Source organism: Planctomycetaceae bacterium (genome assembly GCA_021371795.1).
Classification (GTDB): Bacteria; Planctomycetota; Phycisphaerae; order Sedimentisphaerales; family UBA12454; genus UBA12454.
The window spans coordinates 20,967-39,378 of record JAJFVK010000016.1; the positions used below are offsets into that span (position 1 = coordinate 20,967).

General features: G+C 44.0%; 10 protein-coding genes and 1 tRNA gene. 6 read left to right on the top strand and 5 right to left on the bottom strand.

From position 1 onward, the window contains the following. The first annotated feature begins 123 nt into the window (after nt 1-123). From LLF92_08025 to LLF92_08045, 5 genes are all read left to right on the top strand, one after another. Nucleotides 124-2,643, top strand: coding sequence for a DNA translocase FtsK (locus LLF92_08025; GenBank protein MCE5341059.1), 2,520 nt, complete (start codon nt 124-126; stop codon nt 2,641-2,643). A gap of 26 nt (nt 2,644-2,669) precedes the next feature. Further along, the gene (locus tag LLF92_08030; GenBank protein ID MCE5341060.1) at nt 2,670-3,368 is read left to right on the top strand and encodes a PH domain-containing protein; all 699 of its coding nucleotides are present in this window, start codon (nt 2,670-2,672) and stop codon (nt 3,366-3,368) included. A 287-nt stretch (nt 3,369-3,655) separates the two neighbouring features. Beyond that, a complete protein-coding gene (locus tag LLF92_08035) occupies nt 3,656-5,101 on the top strand; it encodes a sodium:alanine symporter family protein (GenBank protein MCE5341061.1) in 1,446 nt (481 codons plus the stop codon). A gap of 72 nt (nt 5,102-5,173) precedes the next feature. After that, the gene (gene cimA / locus LLF92_08040; GenBank protein MCE5341062.1) at nt 5,174-6,748 is read left to right on the top strand and encodes a citramalate synthase; all 1,575 of its coding nucleotides are present in this window, start codon (nt 5,174-5,176) and stop codon (nt 6,746-6,748) included. Nucleotides 6,749-6,800: 52 nt separating this feature from the next. Continuing rightward, complete coding sequence (locus LLF92_08045) at nt 6,801-8,069, top strand: AAA family ATPase (GenBank protein MCE5341063.1); 1,269 nt, start codon at nt 6,801-6,803, stop codon at nt 8,067-8,069. A 12-nt stretch (nt 8,070-8,081) separates the two neighbouring features. Here the strand turns inward: LLF92_08045 and LLF92_08050 are convergent, their stop codons facing one another. Further along, nucleotides 8,082-8,264, bottom strand: a complete 183-nt coding sequence (locus LLF92_08050) for a hypothetical protein (GenBank protein ID MCE5341064.1) — start codon at nt 8,262-8,264, stop codon at nt 8,082-8,084. A 3-nt stretch (nt 8,265-8,267) separates the two neighbouring features. Beyond that, entirely contained in the window at nt 8,268-11,735 is a 3,468-nt protein-coding gene (gene dnaE, locus LLF92_08055) for a DNA polymerase III subunit alpha (GenBank protein ID MCE5341065.1), read from the bottom strand. Between the two features lie 810 nt (nt 11,736-12,545). Between dnaE and LLF92_08060 the strand changes: the two genes are divergently transcribed. Further along, complete coding sequence (locus LLF92_08060; GenBank protein MCE5341066.1) at nt 12,546-13,229, top strand: hypothetical protein; 684 nt, start codon at nt 12,546-12,548, stop codon at nt 13,227-13,229. 29 nt (nt 13,230-13,258) lie between these two features. Here LLF92_08060 and LLF92_08065 read toward each other — a convergent pair. The 3 genes from LLF92_08065 to LLF92_08075 form a co-directional block, all read right to left on the bottom strand. Then, nucleotides 13,259-13,331: transfer RNA gene (locus tag LLF92_08065), tRNA-Lys, on the bottom strand. 485 nt (nt 13,332-13,816) lie between these two features. Then, nucleotides 13,817-14,830 (bottom strand): DNA-binding transcriptional regulator, encoded by a 1,014-nt coding sequence (locus LLF92_08070; protein ID MCE5341067.1) that lies wholly within the window; start codon nt 14,828-14,830, stop codon nt 13,817-13,819. A 167-nt stretch (nt 14,831-14,997) separates the two neighbouring features. Continuing rightward, entirely contained in the window at nt 14,998-18,249 is a 3,252-nt protein-coding gene (locus LLF92_08075) for a discoidin domain-containing protein (protein ID MCE5341068.1), read from the bottom strand. Between the last annotated feature and the right edge of the window lie 163 nt (nt 18,250-18,412).

The following is an 18,412-nucleotide window of genomic DNA, read 5'->3' on the forward strand; positions in this document are numbered from 1 at the left end:
CGATACATTTTCATAGCGTTGCGGTTAAGTTGCGCGCATAATGCTGATTCTAAAGTTATTATAGGACGTTATTTTGTTTTTGACTGTCCCGTGATTCGGGAAGATTTTTTTTGAGGTGGTAAATTGAAAAAACCGTCTAATTTGGCTTCTAATTTGACATCGAAAGCTCTGCTTGTTATTGGGCTTGCGTTTATATTAATGCTTTTGTGCAGCTGCATCAGTTTTGATGCCGGCGATTTTCCAAGCAAGTTTGTCTGGCCGAACAATCATCCAGCCGAAAACTGGTGCGGTTCTGTCGGCGCATTTTTTGCGTATTATCTGACATACTACGTTGGGCCGGGCGTTTTCATCGCTCTTGTTTCCCTCGGCGTTGCGTGCGTTGTAAGGCTTGCTGACAAACATATAAGTCAGCCGGTTTTGCGGACAATCGGAATGATGCTCGTTGCGGCATCTATTTCATCTATTATATATATGCTTCGCAGGGAGAGTGTTTCAGTCCTGCCGACCGGCAGCGGTGGAATTCTCGGCGCGGCAACGGTTATATTCCTGAAGAAAAATTTCTCGCTGCTGGGCACTGTCATTATTGTGCTTAGCGGTTTTATTGTCGGCTCGATTCTTTTCGCGGATTCATTAGTTATGGGCTTGCTGCACTTTATCGGCGCAGCGTCGATGAAAGTTGTTTCGGCCTGCATACCTGCCTGGGCTACCGCAAGAGGTCATTCGCAAAAGGTTTCTGCAATCTGGAAAAAGCTAAGCGAAAAGAAACCACAGCCGCAGCCTACGATTGCAGAGCTTGTCGCCGAAGAAGCACAGCAGCAGGCGGAAGTTATTGCCGAGTCGTCGCCGCAGCAATCAATTCAGGTCGACCGCGAAATTGAACATCATCTTGAAAAAACACCCGCTCCGGCAATGGTTATCAAACAGCCGACCAAATCGCAGGTCTCCGCTCAACAGCAGCAGGAAAAAGATGAACAGGCTTATGAATCTGAAACTTATGACGGCTATATTCTGCCGCCTTTGGATTTACTTATTGAGCCGGAGTACAATTTTGGCTCGGTACAGGAAAAAATTATCAAGGCAAAATCGGTCGCTCTTGAACAGGTGCTTACGGAATTTGGTCTTGAAGCGCACGTAGCCGGTGCAGAGCCCGGCCCGACAATTACAATGTTCGAGCTTGCTCTTGCCCCCGGCATTAAAGTCAGTCAGATTGTGAACCTCTCGAACGACATCGCGCGTGCGCTTGGCGCACCGGCAGTTCGAGTTGTTGCGCCTCTGCCCGGCAAACATACAATTGGTATCGAAGTGCCGAACAGTCAGAAAGAAACCGTTCGTCTCAAAGACCTGCTTCAGCGGGCTGATGAAAACTATAAGAAAATGCAGTTGCCGTTGTTCCTCGGCAAGGATTCTTCCGGCAAGGCAATCGTCAGCGATTTGGCTTCTATGCCGCATCTGCTTATCGCCGGCACGACAGGTTCCGGAAAAAGCGTTTGCATCAACAGTATTATTATGAGTTTGATGCTGACCAAGCGGCCTGATGAAGTGAAACTTGTGCTGGTTGACCCGAAGATGGTTGAAATGACGGCCTTCGCGAAAATTCCGCATCTGATGGCGCCGATTGTTACGGAAATTAATAAGGCCGAGCAGATTTTCGAATGGGCAACGATAAAGATGGATGAGCGTTACGCTCTGTTCGCAGAAGCGGGCGTGAAAAATATCGCAGGCTATAATTCGCTCGGCACAGAAGAGCTTGTTCGCAGATTTAATCCGCAGACACCTGATGAAGAAGCGAAGATTCCAAAGAGAGTTCCGTATTTCGTGATTATCGTCGATGAGCTTGCGGACTTGATGATGACCTCATCGAAGGAAATTGAATCATATATAGTTCGTATCGCTCAAAAGAGCAGGGCGGTTGGCATTCATATTGTGCTCGCTACCCAGCGTCCGCAGGCGACGGTCGTTACAGGTCTTATCAAGGCGAACCTGCCGAGCAGAATAAGCTTCCGTGTTTCCGGTCGTCTCGATAGTAGAATCGTGCTCGACCAGAACGGCGCTGAAACGCTTCTCGGTCAGGGCGATATGCTCTTCCTCAAGCCCGGCACAAGTGAGCTTGTCCGTGCGCAGGGCGCGTTTGTCGACGACGGCGAAGTCAAAAAAGTTGTTCAGCATCTTGCCGAGCAGGCCGAGCCGCAATTCCATCCGGAACTTATGCAGCTTAATCGAATTGACGCAGCCGCTGCGTGTGATGATGATATGTTCGACGATGCGGTTCGCGTTGTGCTTGAATCGCAGCGAGGCAGTGTGTCTCTGCTGCAAAGAAAATTGAGTATCGGTTACGCCCGCGCAAGCAGAATGATCGAAGCGATGGCTACTTCCGGCATTCTTGGCGAATACAAGGGCAGTCAGGCTCGCGAATGTATGATGACGCTCGATGAATATGAAGCGGCAAGAAAACAGATGTCGATTGACAAGCAGGCAGGCTTTGCAGATATGCAGGAGCCTGTCGAAGTGATTGATGAGGTCGATTCCGATTTAGAGGATGACGTCGATGAAGATGAAGGATCCGAGCCGGACATTGGCAACAATGTAAAGGATTACGATTGTAATCGTACTCCTCGTCCGCAGCACGAGAATACAGTTGCATAGCGTACAGTGTGTAGCGTATAGCGTATATGGAACAAAACCTAAAAACTGAAAGTTCTTTACCTGGCGGCACAAAGCAGTGTCCATACTGTGCGGAGCTGATTCTTTCGGCTGCGATAAAGTGCAAACACTGCGGCGAATTCCTTAATAAGCCTTTGAAGAATGAGAATAAACCTGCTGATGGGGACGGCGAAGAGGAAAACAAATCGCAATTTCCACTTGAAGTTTCGCCTTCGTTTTGGCTGCTTATGCCAAGTTGTTTGAAAATGGCGATAGTTCTGACTATTTCTTATTTTGTTGCACTTTGGCCAGCAGATAGTTTGTTTGCAAAACTTAAAATTTCCGCACCGATGATTACGTCGATTGAAAAATACCGAATGGTTGTTGGAATTTCCATTGCGGCGGCGGCTGTTATAATATTTTTATATAAAATTATAAAACTCAAGAGCGTCCGTTACAAAATCACTCAAGACCGCATTGAATGGTCTCGCGGTATTATGCAAAGGCGGGTCGATAATATTGATATGTTCCGCATTGTCGATATGAAGATGGAGCGAACCCTGCCGGATATTCTCGTCGGCATCGGCTCGATTACGCTTATTACCAGCGACAAAACCGACCCGAACTTTAAATTTGAAAAACTTCGCAGCTCGAAACGCATTTACGATATTATCAAAAAATCAAGTCTCGACTCCGACAAAAAACGCAACGTTGTCCATCTCGAATAATATAACTCAAAACTGACCGATGGTCAGGTTTGAAAATCAAATATAAAAAATTAAATATCAAAATTATGGATTCGGCCACGAGGCCGAGGCTTTTTTGTATAAAACTTTTTTCGTAACTGTTATTTTCATAAATAGTTATGCTGGAGATGGTATATTTCTCGGCCAGTTTGAGTAATATTGTTGACAATTCCTGAACTATATATTAGTTAATCTGGATAAAATAAGCAATTTGCAGTAGTACGTTTAGATATTAGAATTTAGAACTTTGCAGCATACAAGGAGTTTGAATGGAATCTTTGAATGGATTTTTCACCTTTCTGAATAGCTATCTTTGGGGGCCGCCGATGCTTATCCTCCTTTTCGGCACTCACCTATTTTTGACTTTCCGTTTAAGATTCATACAAAAGCACATCGGCCTTGCTATTAAATTATCCGTTACTCGTGAAGACGACATCAAAGGCGATGTAAGTCCTTTTGGCGCATTGACTACGGCACTTGCCGCGACAATCGGTACCGGCAATATTGTCGGCGTTGCGATTGCGATTGCGATTGGCGGGCCGGGCGCGGTTTTATGGATGTGGCTGACAGGCCTTTTCGGTATCGCTACAAAATATTCCGAAGCGCTGCTGGCGGTGAAGTATAGAGTTACGACTTCCGACGGCACAATGCTCGGCGGCCCGATGTACGCTTTGGAAAAAGGTTTGAATATGAAATGGCTCGGCGTGCTGTTTTGTGTTTTCACTATGCTTGCCGCTTTCGGCATCGGCAACACCGTCCAGGCAAACGCGATTTCGCAGCTTATCAGTCATCAGTTTCATATTAATGTATATGTAACCGGTACGTTGTTGGCGATTGCGACTGCGTTGGTTATTCTTGGGGGCATTAAATCGATAGCTCATACCTGCGAAAGGCTTGTTCCGTTTATGGCGGCTTTTTATGTTATAGGTTGTTTGGTTATACTTTTGATTAACGCTTCTTATGTTTTCCCTGCTATCGCATTGATTTGTAAATCTGCATTTACGCCACGCGCAGCCGGTGGCGGTTTTATTGCCGCGACGGTTATGACAGCCGCTCGTTTAGGAGTTGCCCGCGGATTGTTCTCGAATGAATCGGGTTTGGGTTCGGCTCCGATTGTCGCCGCGGCGGCAAGGTCAAAAAATCCTGTGCGTCAGGCGTTGGTTTCATCGACCGGGACTTTCTGGGATACGGTGGTTGTTTGCGCGATGACGGGTTTGGTACTTGTTACGAGTATTATGAAAAGCCCAAGCGGTTTTGAAAATATGAATGGTGCAGTTCTTACAACCTCTGTTTTCGCAGCCGTTCCTGTTGCCGGCCCGATAGTTTTAGTTGTCGGCCTGTTCACTTTCACATTCTCAACGATTCTCGGCTGGTGTTACTATGGCGAAAGGGCGTTCGAGTATCTTTTCGGTAAGAAATTTATCAAAATGTATCGAGTTGCGTGGGTTGTTGCGGTGTTTTTAGGTTCGGTCGCGGCAATGCCTTTGGTTTGGAATTTTGCCGATGCGCTGAATGCGTTGATGGCGATTCCGAATTTGATTTCGATTTTGTGCTTGTCCGGCGTGATAGTTGCCGAGACGAAGAAATATTTGTGGGAGAATAACATCGAGGCGTCCGAAGAGCCTCATTCTGTTGCGGTTGATTTTGTTCCAAAGCCGCAGTTTGCAGAGCCGGCGTTAGAGAAAGTCGCCGTCGGTGCGGATGAGTCAATATAATCGCAGCAACTTATTTTTCTTTACTTTTTCGGCGTTTTTTGTACAATAAACGGCCTATTTTGATAGGTAAGCATGGAACGAATAAGAATTTACGATACAACTCTCCGTGATGGAATGCAGGCCGAGGGCATAAGTTTTTCGCTCGACGACAAACTGGCAATCGCAAAGCATCTCGATGCGCTCGACTTCGACTACATCGAAGGCGGCTACGCGTCCAGTAATGACAAGGAAATGCAGTTTTTTCACGACGCTGTAAAGCTTGGCCTGAAGCGTTCGAAAATCGCCGGCTTTGGCAATACCCGCCGAGCGGACGCGACCGTTAAAGACGATATTTCACTCAACGCGATACTTGCCTGTCAGACTCCAGTCGCCACACTCGTCGGCAAAACATGGGATATGCACGTAACCGAAGTGCTGCGATGCAGCCTTGAGGACAATATAAAACTCTGTGCCGAGTCGGTACAGTATATGAAATCCAAAGGGCTGGAAGTAATTTTCGACGCCGAGCATTTCTTCGACGGATTTAGAAAAAATCCAGAATATTCGCTCAAGGTTCTGGCAGCGGCAATCGATGCCGGTGCGGATGTAATTTGCCTTTGCGAAACTAACGGCGGATTCCTGCCGAATGAAGTTTACGAAATAACAAAAACAGTAAAGCAGAAATTCGGCAAAGTATCAATTGGCATTCATTGTCACAATGATACCGATTGCGCGGTCGCTAATTCTCTTGCCGCGGTGCACGCAGGCGCACGACATGTTCAGGGTACAATCAACGGTCTTGGCGAACGAACCGGCAACGCGAATTTATGCACTATAATTCCAAATCTTGCCCTGAAGATGGGCTTTGAGGTTTTGAGTCCGGACAAAATCAGAATGCTGACGGAGATGTCCCGCTTCGTATCTGAAACGGCGAATCTTGCGCCTGCTTCGAATATGCCGTATGTCGGCGAAAGCGCGTTTGCTCACAAAGCAGGCTTGCACGTCGATGCGCTGCGGAAAAACAAAAAAACTTACGAACACATCGACCCATCGCTTGTCGGCAATGAGCGCAGGTTTTTAATTTCCGAGCTTTCCGGCAAAGCGAACATTCTTGCCAAACTCGAAAAAGCGAACATAACACAGGACCCGCACCTTGCCCGCAAAATTCTGATTGAAGTTCAGAATATGGAAAACAAAGGCTACCAGTTTGAGGCCGCCGAGGCGAGTTTCGAGCTGCTGATAAAAAAAATGATGGGCGTTTACAAACCATTTTTCACTCTCGAAAAATTTCACGTTACGGTTGAAAAAGACCTTTTCGGGAAAATGGTTAGTCAGGCGACGATAAAACTTGTCGTTGACGGCTCAACCGAGCACGTTGTTAGTGAAAGTAATGGCCCCGTTGATGCTCTGTATAGTTCGCTTTGCAAAGCGCTGAAAAGATTTTATCCCTGTGTGCTTGATATGCATCTGATTGATTACAAGGTGCGAATTGTCAACCCACAGGCCGCGACTGCTGCGATAACGAGAGTAATTATTGAAACCCGTGATAAAGATTCGGTCTGGGGCACAGTCGGCGTTTCAGGAAATATCATCGATGCAAGCTGGCAGGCACTGGTTGACAGCGTGGAATATAAATTGCTCAAAGATGGTTTATCTCCGCAAAAGTAATACAAACATAACGTTTTTGTCTTGAAATAGTCAAGAAATATGTTGTATTTTAATGATGGCATTGATAAAATACGACATTATGTACAAAACGAGAGCTATTACAGACCTATTATTTAAGCTGACAAGCTATTTTCCTGTGGTTGTAATCACCGGTGCGCGGCAAGTAGGGAAAAGCACTTTTGTAAAACATATTTTTGGCCAAAAGGCAGACTATGTTCTCCTTGATTCTTTAATAGATGTGGAGAGTGCAAGAACCGAGCCGGAGCTTTTTCTAAACAGTCATCGGCAAAAACCTCTGATATTGGATGAGATTCAATATGTACCTCAACTTGTCTCGGCGATAAAGCGAAGAATAGATGAAGACAGAAGTCCAGGCCAATACATTCTTACCGGTTCGCAGCAATGGTCGGTGATGAAATCTATTTCGGAAAGCCTGGTAGGCCGTGCGGTATTTCTTGATCTTTCTGGTTTTAGTTTACAGGAAATTACCGGCAAGATTTCAAAACCGTGGCTGGCAGGCTGGCTTGAAAATACAAATACTTTTCTTGAAGCAGCCAAACAGAGACTTGTGCCGGATTCTTCTTTATATGAAATTTTATGGCGTGGATTTTTGCCTGAAGCAACACTGATGCCGCTGGATTTAGTTCAAAAATTTCACGATGCTTATTTCAGGACATATATTGAACGTGACGCAAGACAGTTTGCGGATGTTTCAGACTGGAATCTATTTGGAAGATTTATTCGTCTTGTTTTTGCGCTGACGGCACAGGAAATTAATTACAGCCAATTGGGCAGAGAACTTGGAATTACTCCGCAAACGTCGCGCAAATGGGTGGATATCTTAAAGGCTACTTTTCAATGGTTTGAAATTCAAGCTTATTCAAATAATGCAGTCAAAAGAATCAGCAACAAGCCTAAAGGATTTGCTTTGGATACCGGTCTTGTTTGCAGCGCACAGGCAATATCATCGCCCAATGCCGTAGCTTCACATCCGTTGTGGGGCGCTATTTTTGAAACGGCAGCAGTAAGTGAAATTGTCAAGCAGTGCTCACTTTTAAATCCGACACCTAATATTTACCACTGGAAAACACACCGCGGGGCAGAAGTTGATATAATTCTTGAAAGGGACGGAGTTTTTTATCCTATAGAAATCAAAGCCTCGGCCAGACCTTCACGCAAAGATATAAGCGGCATTCAAGCGTTCAGGAAAACTTACCCGAGTATTAAAATTGAAAAAGGATTGGTTATTGCGCCAACGGAGAAATTTATTCAAATTTCTGAAAATGATTATGCGATACCGTGGGATTGCTGCATTAAATAAAATGTTAACAGACTAACTTTTCTTTTTGCGTTTATTCACAATCAGAAAAACTATAATCAACAAGATTATCAGCAGGAATATCCATTTTGTATCTGGCGACATAAAAAGTGCGCCAAACAATGCAATCGTTGACGGAATGGCAAACATCAGAAGCATTCCGATTAAATCATTTTTGCCATTGAATCTTACCGGCATTTTTTACCTCAACTGAAAATTTTCTGTTCCCACAAGGTTTTCCATCTGTCTGCAAAAATCCGTTGTTGGATTTACTGACAAACTTTTGCCCGCCATTGTTTTCACTTTAACGCCGCTGATTGTTTTGATTGTAATATAAACCGGGCTTCTGCCGCGATGTGCTGCGCAGATGTGTTTGAGCGATGCGATTTTTTCTTTCGTTGCCGCGATTTCTTCGATAAGAATACTAACGCTGCGATTTGCCGCGATTTTCGTTGGTGCGTGTTCGAGGTCAATCAACTCTTCGCAAATAATCTGCGGCGTTTCTCTGGTCAAATCAACTTTGCCGCGTACGAACAGAATCCTATCGACCGTCAGCATACCCCCGAATACCGCAAAGCAATCCGACCACATCACAACCTCGCAGCTTCCCTGCAAATCGGCAAGTGTAAAGACCGCCATTTTCGCCCCGGCGTTTCGTCCGTTGCGTGTGATAATACTGCGAATCTTCTGCACCATTCCGCCGATAATTGCCGGCTTGCCTGACGAATCGTTTTTTAAATGCGAAGTGTTCATCGTGCTGTAAACGCTAATCATATCGGCGTGTTCGCTTAGCGGATTTTTCGTAACATAAAGTCCGAGCACTTCTTTTTCGTAAGTCAGCATTTGTGTTTCGGGCCAGGCCGGCACATCAGGCAGCTTCAAATGGTCTTTGGCGTAATCTTTTTTCATCTCGGCCGATTCGAACAATCCCATCTGTCCGTTTGCTTTATCGTTTTGCATATTTGCGCCGGCTTTCATTCCTATTTCAAGACCGGCCATCATTTGCGCTCTGCTTCCGCCCAAATCGTCGAACGCGCCGGCTTTAATCAGCGATTCGATAACCTGTTTGTTGACTAACCGCAAATCCACATTTTCGCAGAAGTGAAACAGACTGTGAAATTGTCCGATATTTTCACGCGCAGCTATAATCTGCTCGACGGCCTTGTCGCCGACACCTTTAACCGCCGCAAGACCGAATCTAATCAGTCCGGAGTTTTGTTTTGTCTCATGCTGCTGCTGATAAATCACTGTAAAGTTGATGAAGCTTTCGTTTATATTCGGCGGGGCAACTTCAATTCCCATTCTCCTGCACTCGCCGATATATTCAGCGACTCTTTCGGCGTCACCTCGTTCATAAGTTAAAAGCGAGGCCATAAATTCAATCGGCCAATACGCTTTCAGATACGCGGTTTGAAATGCGATAAACGAATATCTTGTAGCGTGACTTTTATTAAAGCCGTAGCCTGCGAACCGTTCGATAAGCTCGAAAATATCGTCTGCCTGCCGCTGACTCAATCCCTTTTCGCCGCAGCCTTTTAGGAACTGTTCTTTCTGTTTTGAAATTGTATCGGCCTGTTTTTTACTGATAGCCTTAATCAGCGTATACGCCTGCCGCAGGGGAATATCGCCCAGCCTATTGCAGATACGCATAACCTGTTCCTGATAGACCATAATGCCGAAGGTTTCTTCGAGCACTTCGCGCATAATCTGATGCGGCACTTCCCACTTTGCTCCGTGTTTGCGGTCGATGAAATCACCGATAAGCGCCATCGGGCCCGGCCTGTAAAGCGCGTTCGCCGCGATGAGGTCTTCGATTCGGTCGGGCTTGAGCCGCATAAGCAAATCCTGCATACCGCCGGATTCAAACTGGAATATGCCTTTTGTTTTGCCCGATGCGAAAATCTCAAAAACCTTATGGTCGTTGAGTTCAATTTTTTCGATATCGATTTTTACGCCGTGCGTCGATTCTACGAGGTCGATTGTATGCTGAATAACAGACAGCGTCCGCAATCCGAGAAAATCCATTTTCAGCAAGCCAATTTTGTCAACCAGCGGCCCTTCATACTGTGTTACAATATCGCTCGATTTCGGATCGCGATACAATGGCACAAAATTTGTCAGCGGCTCATCAGCGATAACAACGCCGCAGGCGTGCACCGATGCGTGTCGCGCAAGGCCTTCAAGTTTTTTGCCGATTTCAATTACATTTCTTGCCGCGGGATTATTATCATAAGCGGCTTTTAAATCCGGCTCCTGTACTATCGCTTCTTCGAGTGTAATATTCAAAGTCGCCGGCACTAACTTCGCCAGCTTGTCCGCTTCGGCCAGCGGCAAATCCAAAACTCTGCCGACGTCTCGAAGAACTCCGCGAGCTTTCATTGTTCCGAAAGTTATAATCTGCGCGATATGGCCGTATTTGCTGCGGACGTATTCGAGAACCTTCGCGCGTCCGTCCTGGCAGATGTCAATATCAATATCAGGCATTTCGTTTCGTTCAGGGTCCATAAACCGCTCGAACAGCAAATCGTATCGAATCGGGTCAACATTGCACAGCCCCAGACAATAACCGACGACCGTGCCGACGCCGCTTCCTCTTGCGCCGGTCGGAATATTATTTTCAGCAGCGAATCTGCAAAAGTCCCAAACGATTAGAAAGTAACTGGAAAATCCCTTGCTCTCGATGACTTTTAATTCGTGGTCGAGCCTTTGTTTTATTTCAGGCGTAATTTCGCCGTAGCGTTTTTTCGCGCCTTCGTAGCAGAGTTTAATGAGGAATTTCTCCGGCTTGCTTCCATCAGCCGGCTTGAAACTTGGTGCGTGTCTTGTCTTTGTATCGATTTCGACATTGCATCGTTCTGCGACGAGTACCGTATTATCGCACGCTTCGGGAACATCAGCGAACATCTCGCGCATTTCCTGATTAGTCTTTACATAAACATCTTTCGGATAATGCAGTCTGCCTTCTTCGTTGACTTTCTTGCCGGTACTGATGCAGGTAAGCGCATCGTGCGCTTCATAGTCTTCGGCGTTGAGAAAATGGCAATCGTTCGTCGCAAGCAGCGGCAGCCCCATCTTTTTTGCCAAATCGATAATCGCGCCCCGCACATGCGGCACGTCGGTCGGCTCGTGTTCCTGAACCTCCATAAAGAATCGATTGTCGCCGAAGATTTTTAGATATTCTTCAACAACGCGTTTCGCTGCGTCCATATCCTGCCGTGCGAGCATTACATTGATTTCGCCTTTAAGACATGCAGATGCGCAAATTAATCCTTCGTTGTATTCAGCCAGAACTTCCTTATCGATGCGGGGCCGATAGTAAAAGCCTTCGGTGTAGCCGATACTCGAAAGTTTGAGCAGATTTTTGTAGCCGGTATTGTTTTCAGCCAGCAATACAAGATGATAAGCCGCGTCGGAGATAGACGATTTATTTTTGTTATGTCTGCTGTCAGGTGCGATATATGCTTCGATACCGATGATTGGTTTTACATGCGCAGCTTTTGCCGAGAGGTAAAAATCGACAGCACCGAACATATTTCCGTGGTCTGTGATGGCAACCGCTGTTTGTCCGTCCGCCAGACACCTGGCAAAGAGTTTTTTTGGTATAATCGCTCCATCCAACAGCGAATACTGTGTGTGTAAATGTAAATGACTAAATCCTTTATCCGCCATATTTTATAATTCCTGTGCGACTTCCAGACAGACCAAAATTTTTATTTTGGGCGGGAATCCGCATTAAATTTCTGATAACCGGAAGTATTGATACACATTTCTTATACCAACGGGCTTAAATAACTGCGTTCGTAATTCGCGGCTTAGCGAAGCCGGCGTAATGACTTACCAATCGTTCGACGCGCAATTAAAAAATACCTGTGGTATTGCTTCCTTAACCTTTTGTATTCTGTCTTGGCTATTATAAGACCAGACCGTGAATTTTCAATTTTCAATATTAAATTTTAAATTTAAATATGTGTCGCCATCTGGATTTCCGTGTTGTTTTTTGTAAACATTTTTTTAAGTTCGATATTTCAAACACCTTAGAGCCGATAAAAAATGCGATTTCAGTAGTGTTTTTGGATAGTACGTTGTCTTTTTTCAACACACTGATAAAGTTTAGCATTATAGTTAATCTGCATAAATTATCTTATAAGGCGTTAAGTTTATATTATATATGCGTTTGTGAATATGGGGACTATGTTTGTTGTGAACTCAAAACGCCTGGCACGAGCTTTGCTCTCAGTAACGGTTATGTTGCATGGTGGGCGACTGCTTCGGTTTTCCCAGGAGGATGAAGAAGTGGAAGTGCCCGCCTGTGTACGCAATCAGAGCTAAACCTATAAACTTTGAGCTCTGTCTAAATATGCGTTGGTTCTGGAGCTGGCCAGGAGGAGGCAGCTCCTTTTTTTATGCGCAGTTTTTTAGAAGCCTCCCAGTATTACTCACTTAAAGGTCAGAATTATGGCAGATCTCAATAGATGTTCAGTGAAATACTTTATATTAATGCTGATATTCATGCCGTTTTGGTCTGGATGTGTCAGGTCAACGATGTTGGATGCAAATGCTAAGAAGCTTGACCTGACAAAGAGATCCATCGCCCTGATGAGAGTTAAAGTGTCCAATGAATACAAGCCGGAATATCAGCCGTTCCTGCGCACGGCAATGTTGATGACAAAAGGCGGATATGCTGACTTTAAAATTAAATCTTCAGCTTTGCTGGTTAAAGAAGAAAAAAAATACAATGAATATTTGGTGACTGTGGATGTGCCTCCAGGAAAGTATTTGATGGAAAGCATGGTAGGGGAGGTGATGACGCTTGTTCCTCCGATAGATGCTACCAGTGTTATGATTCCTTGCGTGCCTTTTGAGCTGAAACCCAATGAGATAGTATATCTGGGCAAAATTGAAGGCAGAATACATAAAAGATTAAATGACAAAGAATTGCGGGCAGGAATTGTTATTCCTTTGGTTGACCAGATGGTAGCGGGGTTTTCGACTGGTACCTATGATATTTCTGTTTTTGATAATTACTCGGCTGACATTCCGCTTTTTATTCAAAAATACCCAATACTGAAAAATTATACGATTAAGAAGGCTGTACCGCATACTTATAAGCAGCCGAAAACTGTGGCGGATATCAAAAATTTTAAAAAGCTGTACTTTAAGTAATCGTATGAGTTGATTCAGGTAGTTTTAAATGGGCGATACTGGACTCGAACCAGTGACCCGCTGATTAAGAATCAGCTGCTCTACCAACTGAGCTAATCGCCCTAAATAGCACCTAAACAAAGACTTATAGCTTGTAAATCCATTCTAAAGTCAATGACTACAACCGTTTTGGGGTTATATTTGATTGCTAATGAATCCATTTCAATTAGCAAGTTGTAACTGATGTTATTATTCGTGTTATAAAAAAACGTTAGAAAATGTAACATACAGTCAGGTAAATTTTCGCCAACTTTACACCCAATGAGCCAATTTTGCAAGAAAATTAGAGGTAAGTTATATTACTTTTGAAACGACAAAAAACTTGCCCTGCAAAAGTATTTAGAACAGGCGGCTTACTTATATGATGGTTCAAACATTACCCCCGGAAATAAAGACAAAGATATTTCTATCAAATGCCTCTGCAATCTCTTCTTAAAAATCAACTATCAAGAGTGGATGGCGGTGATTTGACGCCGCGATATTATTCTGATCAGATTTGCGTTTAAGGCTGCAGATACATAGCAAATAAAAGCCGTATTTTTTTTACATCACGGGCAATTATGGCGTTTGCGGTATGCTTGTGGACTGATACCAAATTCTTTCCGAAATGCTCTGGCTATATGTTTATCATTATCATCACCCATTGCATACGCTATCTGGAATACGGACATATCCGTTTCCAGGAGCATTTGAGCGACTTGTTCCATACGAGTGTGTATAATTTCCTCGTATAATGAGTGGCCGCGAACATAAAAAAAACGCTTGTAGAGACTGCATCGGGATATTCCTGCTGCGGTGACTACATCACTAACCTGAATTTTTTTCTTTGCATTTTGTCTTATAAATCGCATTGCTTCTGCAACATGCTTATCTTCAACAGCCAGAACATCCGTCGACGCCCTTGTTATAACGTGAGTTGGTTCGATTATTATTTTTTGGCCATTCATTTTTTGGCCATTCATTAATTTCGCCAGTAATTCTGCAGTTTCAAAGCCTGCCTTTTCCGTGTTGAGAGCTATGCTTGAAAGTGATGGTTCAGCCAAACTGCATAATATGTCTTCGTTGTCTACACCGACAATTGCAATTTGATCCGGGAGTTGTACCCCCACGATCTTGGCCGCTTCAATAACATCCTGACCACGATCGTCACTACAGACCATTACTCCAATTGGCTTTGGCAGTGATTTCAGCCAGTTCACCAATGTCGGCTTCTCATTTTTCCACAGACGCTGAAGTTTTGACTTTGCCTGTTTGTAGATATGACATTCATAGCCGTATTTGGTAACTTCTTTATAAAAATATTCTTCCCGCTGCCGAGACCAAATCATGTCGTCAAAACCACAAAACGCAAATCTTCGGAATCCATGATCAAGCAAATGGCTTAAAGCCATTTTTGCTACTGTCTCGTTATCGGTAATGATATGCGGCAAAGAAATATGTGTTTTTTTTGCCGTATAGAGTTTCTCACTGGGTTCCCCAAAAACAATTTGAGGAGCACTGCAATGGAGGTTGTGCCCCTTTTGGTCGGCAATAATTCCGTTTGCTCCCCATCCCTCCAGCATAGTCATCTCCCGTTTTTTTTCTGCACCACTTCTGTAATATGGGAGTGTCCTGTAGAATTCCCATGGGCTATGCATACGAGAATACTTAATGATGCCTCGCAAAAAACTTTGACTATACACCGTTGATGTGTCAAATAACAATATAATTTTAGGCTTCTTTTGCATATCTACCGTGATGTAACAGTTTGTAATCCTATTAATTGTATCTCACCTACATATACAGGTGTGTCTGTTTTCTTCAGGCGAGAACGGCTCAATTTGATATTAACATATCTAAGTTTCTGTTTATTAAATTCCAACCAGTTTGCCCCATCTTTTGAAATTAACTCTGTATCCAGTAGTTTCTGCATCTTATCCATGGATAAACCGGCATAGACAACCACATGATCAGGGCAAAAGTCAGGAATCAGGCCGCCAGTCCGGATACTCAAACGGCAACACTCCACATTATAGCCAATATCGCCTTTCAATGTTATCGAAAAATCATCACTTTCCGTGGGACTCCAACCTGCGGATAAGTCATCAGAATACAAGCCTTCAATTATACCGTCAGTAAGTGTGTTTGTTGATTTTGATCCCAAATCAGGCTGCCGTTCTGCCTTCAATTGTATGTCTTTGAGGTGGTTGATTTCCTGCATATATTCAGGTACTCTTTCTTTTCGAACTTCGCCGATGATTTCCGCAGCTTTTTGATGCCATTGCTCGTCATATGCAAAAGGGTTCTCATTTAATAAATAATACGCCAGCGTTGTTGAGGCCAGCGAGTTCATCCACCCTGTATAAGCACAATAGGCTCCATAGTTCGAATCGTAACGTGTTCCGTAATACTCCCAGTTTTCCATATCGAAAGAGCGCATCCAACAGCCATCCAGCCGAGTATCAGAATTAGTAAACTGGATTCGGACCAGATAATCCAAAGTAGCTTCAACATTTTTTTTAGAAGATTTACCAGAAGACGCTTTGAATACTTCCCATTGCATTAATGCGGTTTTTGGAACTGAGTACAATTGATCGGAGAGGGGTTCTCCTTTGAAGGTATTAATAGAGCAGTCATTATTATATATGCGGCCTATTTCTGCCGGACAGATATCATTCGGTACAACATCTCTGCCATACTTTTGTACATCGGAACGCTGCAAATAATCATTTTGCGCAATGTTATAAAGGTCTACGAGTTTCTGACGAAGCGGGTCGTCCTTTTTAAGATAGTTAATCGCCACTGCTAAGCCGCGTGTTTGCAGAGTCCGGAACTGACTGATACCATGTTCTTCCGGTTTGTCTGCGCAGAAAAGTGTTAAGGGTGCATAAATTCGAATCAGGTCATCCAGACGCTTTCGATAAGAGGCGTCTCCCGATGCTCTATATGCGTAGTGATAACGATAAAGACACCAGTCGCTAAAATTATCAAAATTATAAACCGTTCGCAAATATGCTCGTCCTTTATTGTTTACTGTTTCTGGAGCGGTAACCCAATATGCCAAAGTCGAATCCTCACGGCTGGTATCAGTTACAAACTCAACGTTTCGCAAAGCCGCTTTAAGGTAAGATTTATTTCCGATTCTGGTATAAAGCCAAGCCATACATTCCGAATCTCTGTTATTATCGTCCTGCGGATATATCGCATTGTTGTCATAGAAAAGCCATTTCCACCCGCCAAAAGCAGGTTCCGATGAATCCGTAAACTGATATTGCAGCATATTGGCGGCTATATTTTCTGCACGTCTGTGCCATTGTTTGTCTTGACAGACATCACCGTACATATAAAATGCCTTGGCAGTCGTCGCCTGACAATCGAGGCGAAATGGACAGGAAAGGTCTTCGGCCTGCCCGGCATAGATAGCGCCAAGTTCTATCGTACTTTTGATACCCGCAGTTCCATCTTTTTGAGGCAGAACGCCGGAGTTTAAGAACCATCTCATATTTTTGTCAAGTGCCCGGCGGTACATAATTGTGCGAGGCTGAACGGACAGTGCGATAGCGTTTTCGTTCCAGCCGAGGGCGTTGGATGTTTTCACACCAAACGTATATTCTCCCTGTTGAGGTGAGCACGTTGCCAGATAGTGTCCTTTTTCAAGTTCTTTGACAGATGAAAAGTTGATATCCTGGCAGATTAGTTTAACATCAACGGCAGGTTCGCTAAAAATGTGTATTTTAACTTCCTGGCCGGGCAAAGACCATGTGCGCGGTTCTGTATAAACATGCAGCGGTAATAGTTTCATGCTTAGCTGCGTCTGTTGATTTTCTGGAAACAATGAAAGTGATAACCCCTGAATTAAGGATTCCCATCTCCGTGTCAATCGATAGTTATTTTTGCGAAAAGTACTTAGCGATGTTGAGGCGTAGTAAAGATGGCCTTTTCCCAAAGGCCAGCCGATTAAAGCATTCCACTTTTTTTTGTTAAACTCCATTTTCTTTGGCGCAGAAAAGAGATACTCGCTATCTTCCTGCCAGTGACGCGGTTTTTCACCTTTAGTGAGCGAAAGCGACCGGCTCACGGCATTTTCAGGCGCAATATTTCCAACCTGAAAAATGTAAGGTGTGTCTTTAGCGACATTCTGATTGTTGACATCATATATTTCAATGCCGTTAAGAGCCACAAAATCGGCGTTCGGCCGGCCCCATTTTTCTATATAAAATCTGACATATCTGCCGATTTTTCCATCCAGAGGCACATCAGCTTTTAAGTTTTTGAATGACTCTGATTTTACTTCCGCTATCTCTCGAAATTGAAGATCATTTCCCGCAATGCTTAATCTGACCAAATCAGGGACATAATTGGCGTTCAAGCCGCCGTACCATTGCATTGCTGTTTTGAGTTGCCTTTCTTGTCCCAAATCGACTGTTATAGTAAAATTTGTCGGCGATTCTTTTATCTGCCATGCAACCTTATAAGTTCCCAGATAAAGTCCGTATTGCAGAAGAACCTCGGCATTAGCAGGTGCGGTAACATTTAATAGGTAAGAATTGTGTTCTTCAAGCAAATCATCTTTTTCCAGATGACTGTTTACAGGGTTATTCCGAGCAACCGCGATATTTTCAAACCTGTTAAGAATCGGATGTGGATCAATGTTCCAGCCCGGCAGCACATTGCAGTCCATAGCCGTATATTCTATATATGCTCTCCCGCCGTCAGAAATAAAATTGGTAATAATTTTCGATTGCTCGCTCGTCAACTCTTGAGACTTATCCGCAGATGACGCACAAATAACAAGTATCGTATAATTATCAAGACTCTTCAATTCACGCAGCGAAGATACCTCTGTAATTTCGGCGCCATAATGTTGTAAATAGTGTCGAAACTCTCCTGTTAAAGACTGTTCGCCAACCAGTAAAGCTCGTTGTTGGCCGGTGGCATAACCATCTGACATACCATACAGAAGCGATATAGTGAACGTAACGCCGATCAGGTATTTCTTCATAATAACTTATATCCGTATTAATCTTAAGGCCACCTCTAAAAATCGCATTTTAGAGGCATAATTTTCAGTTAAACTTTTTTAGGTATTTTTTTGAAACTTTTATCACAAAATTACGGTTTTTTCTGTCAAAATAATGGCACTTTACTTCTGCACCGCTCGGCAA

Excerpts from the sequence above, each read along its gene's own strand:
- LLF92_08075 (MCE5341068.1), bottom strand. The coding sequence starts at position 18,249 with ATGAAGAAATACCTGATCGGCGTTACGTTCACTATATCGCTTCTGTAT.
- dnaE (MCE5341065.1), bottom strand. The coding sequence starts at position 11,735 with ATGGCGGATAAAGGATTTAGTCATTTACATTTACACACACAGTATTCG.
- LLF92_08050 (MCE5341064.1), bottom strand. The coding sequence starts at position 8,264 with ATGCCGGTAAGATTCAATGGCAAAAATGATTTAATCGGAATGCTTCTG.
- LLF92_08035 (MCE5341061.1), top strand. The coding sequence starts at position 3,656 with ATGGAATCTTTGAATGGATTTTTCACCTTTCTGAATAGCTATCTTTGG.
- LLF92_08045 (MCE5341063.1), top strand. The coding sequence starts at position 6,801 with ATGATGGCATTGATAAAATACGACATTATGTACAAAACGAGAGCTATT.
- LLF92_08070 (MCE5341067.1), bottom strand. The coding sequence starts at position 14,830 with ATGCTGGAGGGATGGGGAGCAAACGGAATTATTGCCGACCAAAAGGGG.
- LLF92_08030 (MCE5341060.1), top strand. The coding sequence starts at position 2,670 with ATGGAACAAAACCTAAAAACTGAAAGTTCTTTACCTGGCGGCACAAAG.
- cimA (MCE5341062.1), top strand. The coding sequence starts at position 5,174 with ATGGAACGAATAAGAATTTACGATACAACTCTCCGTGATGGAATGCAG.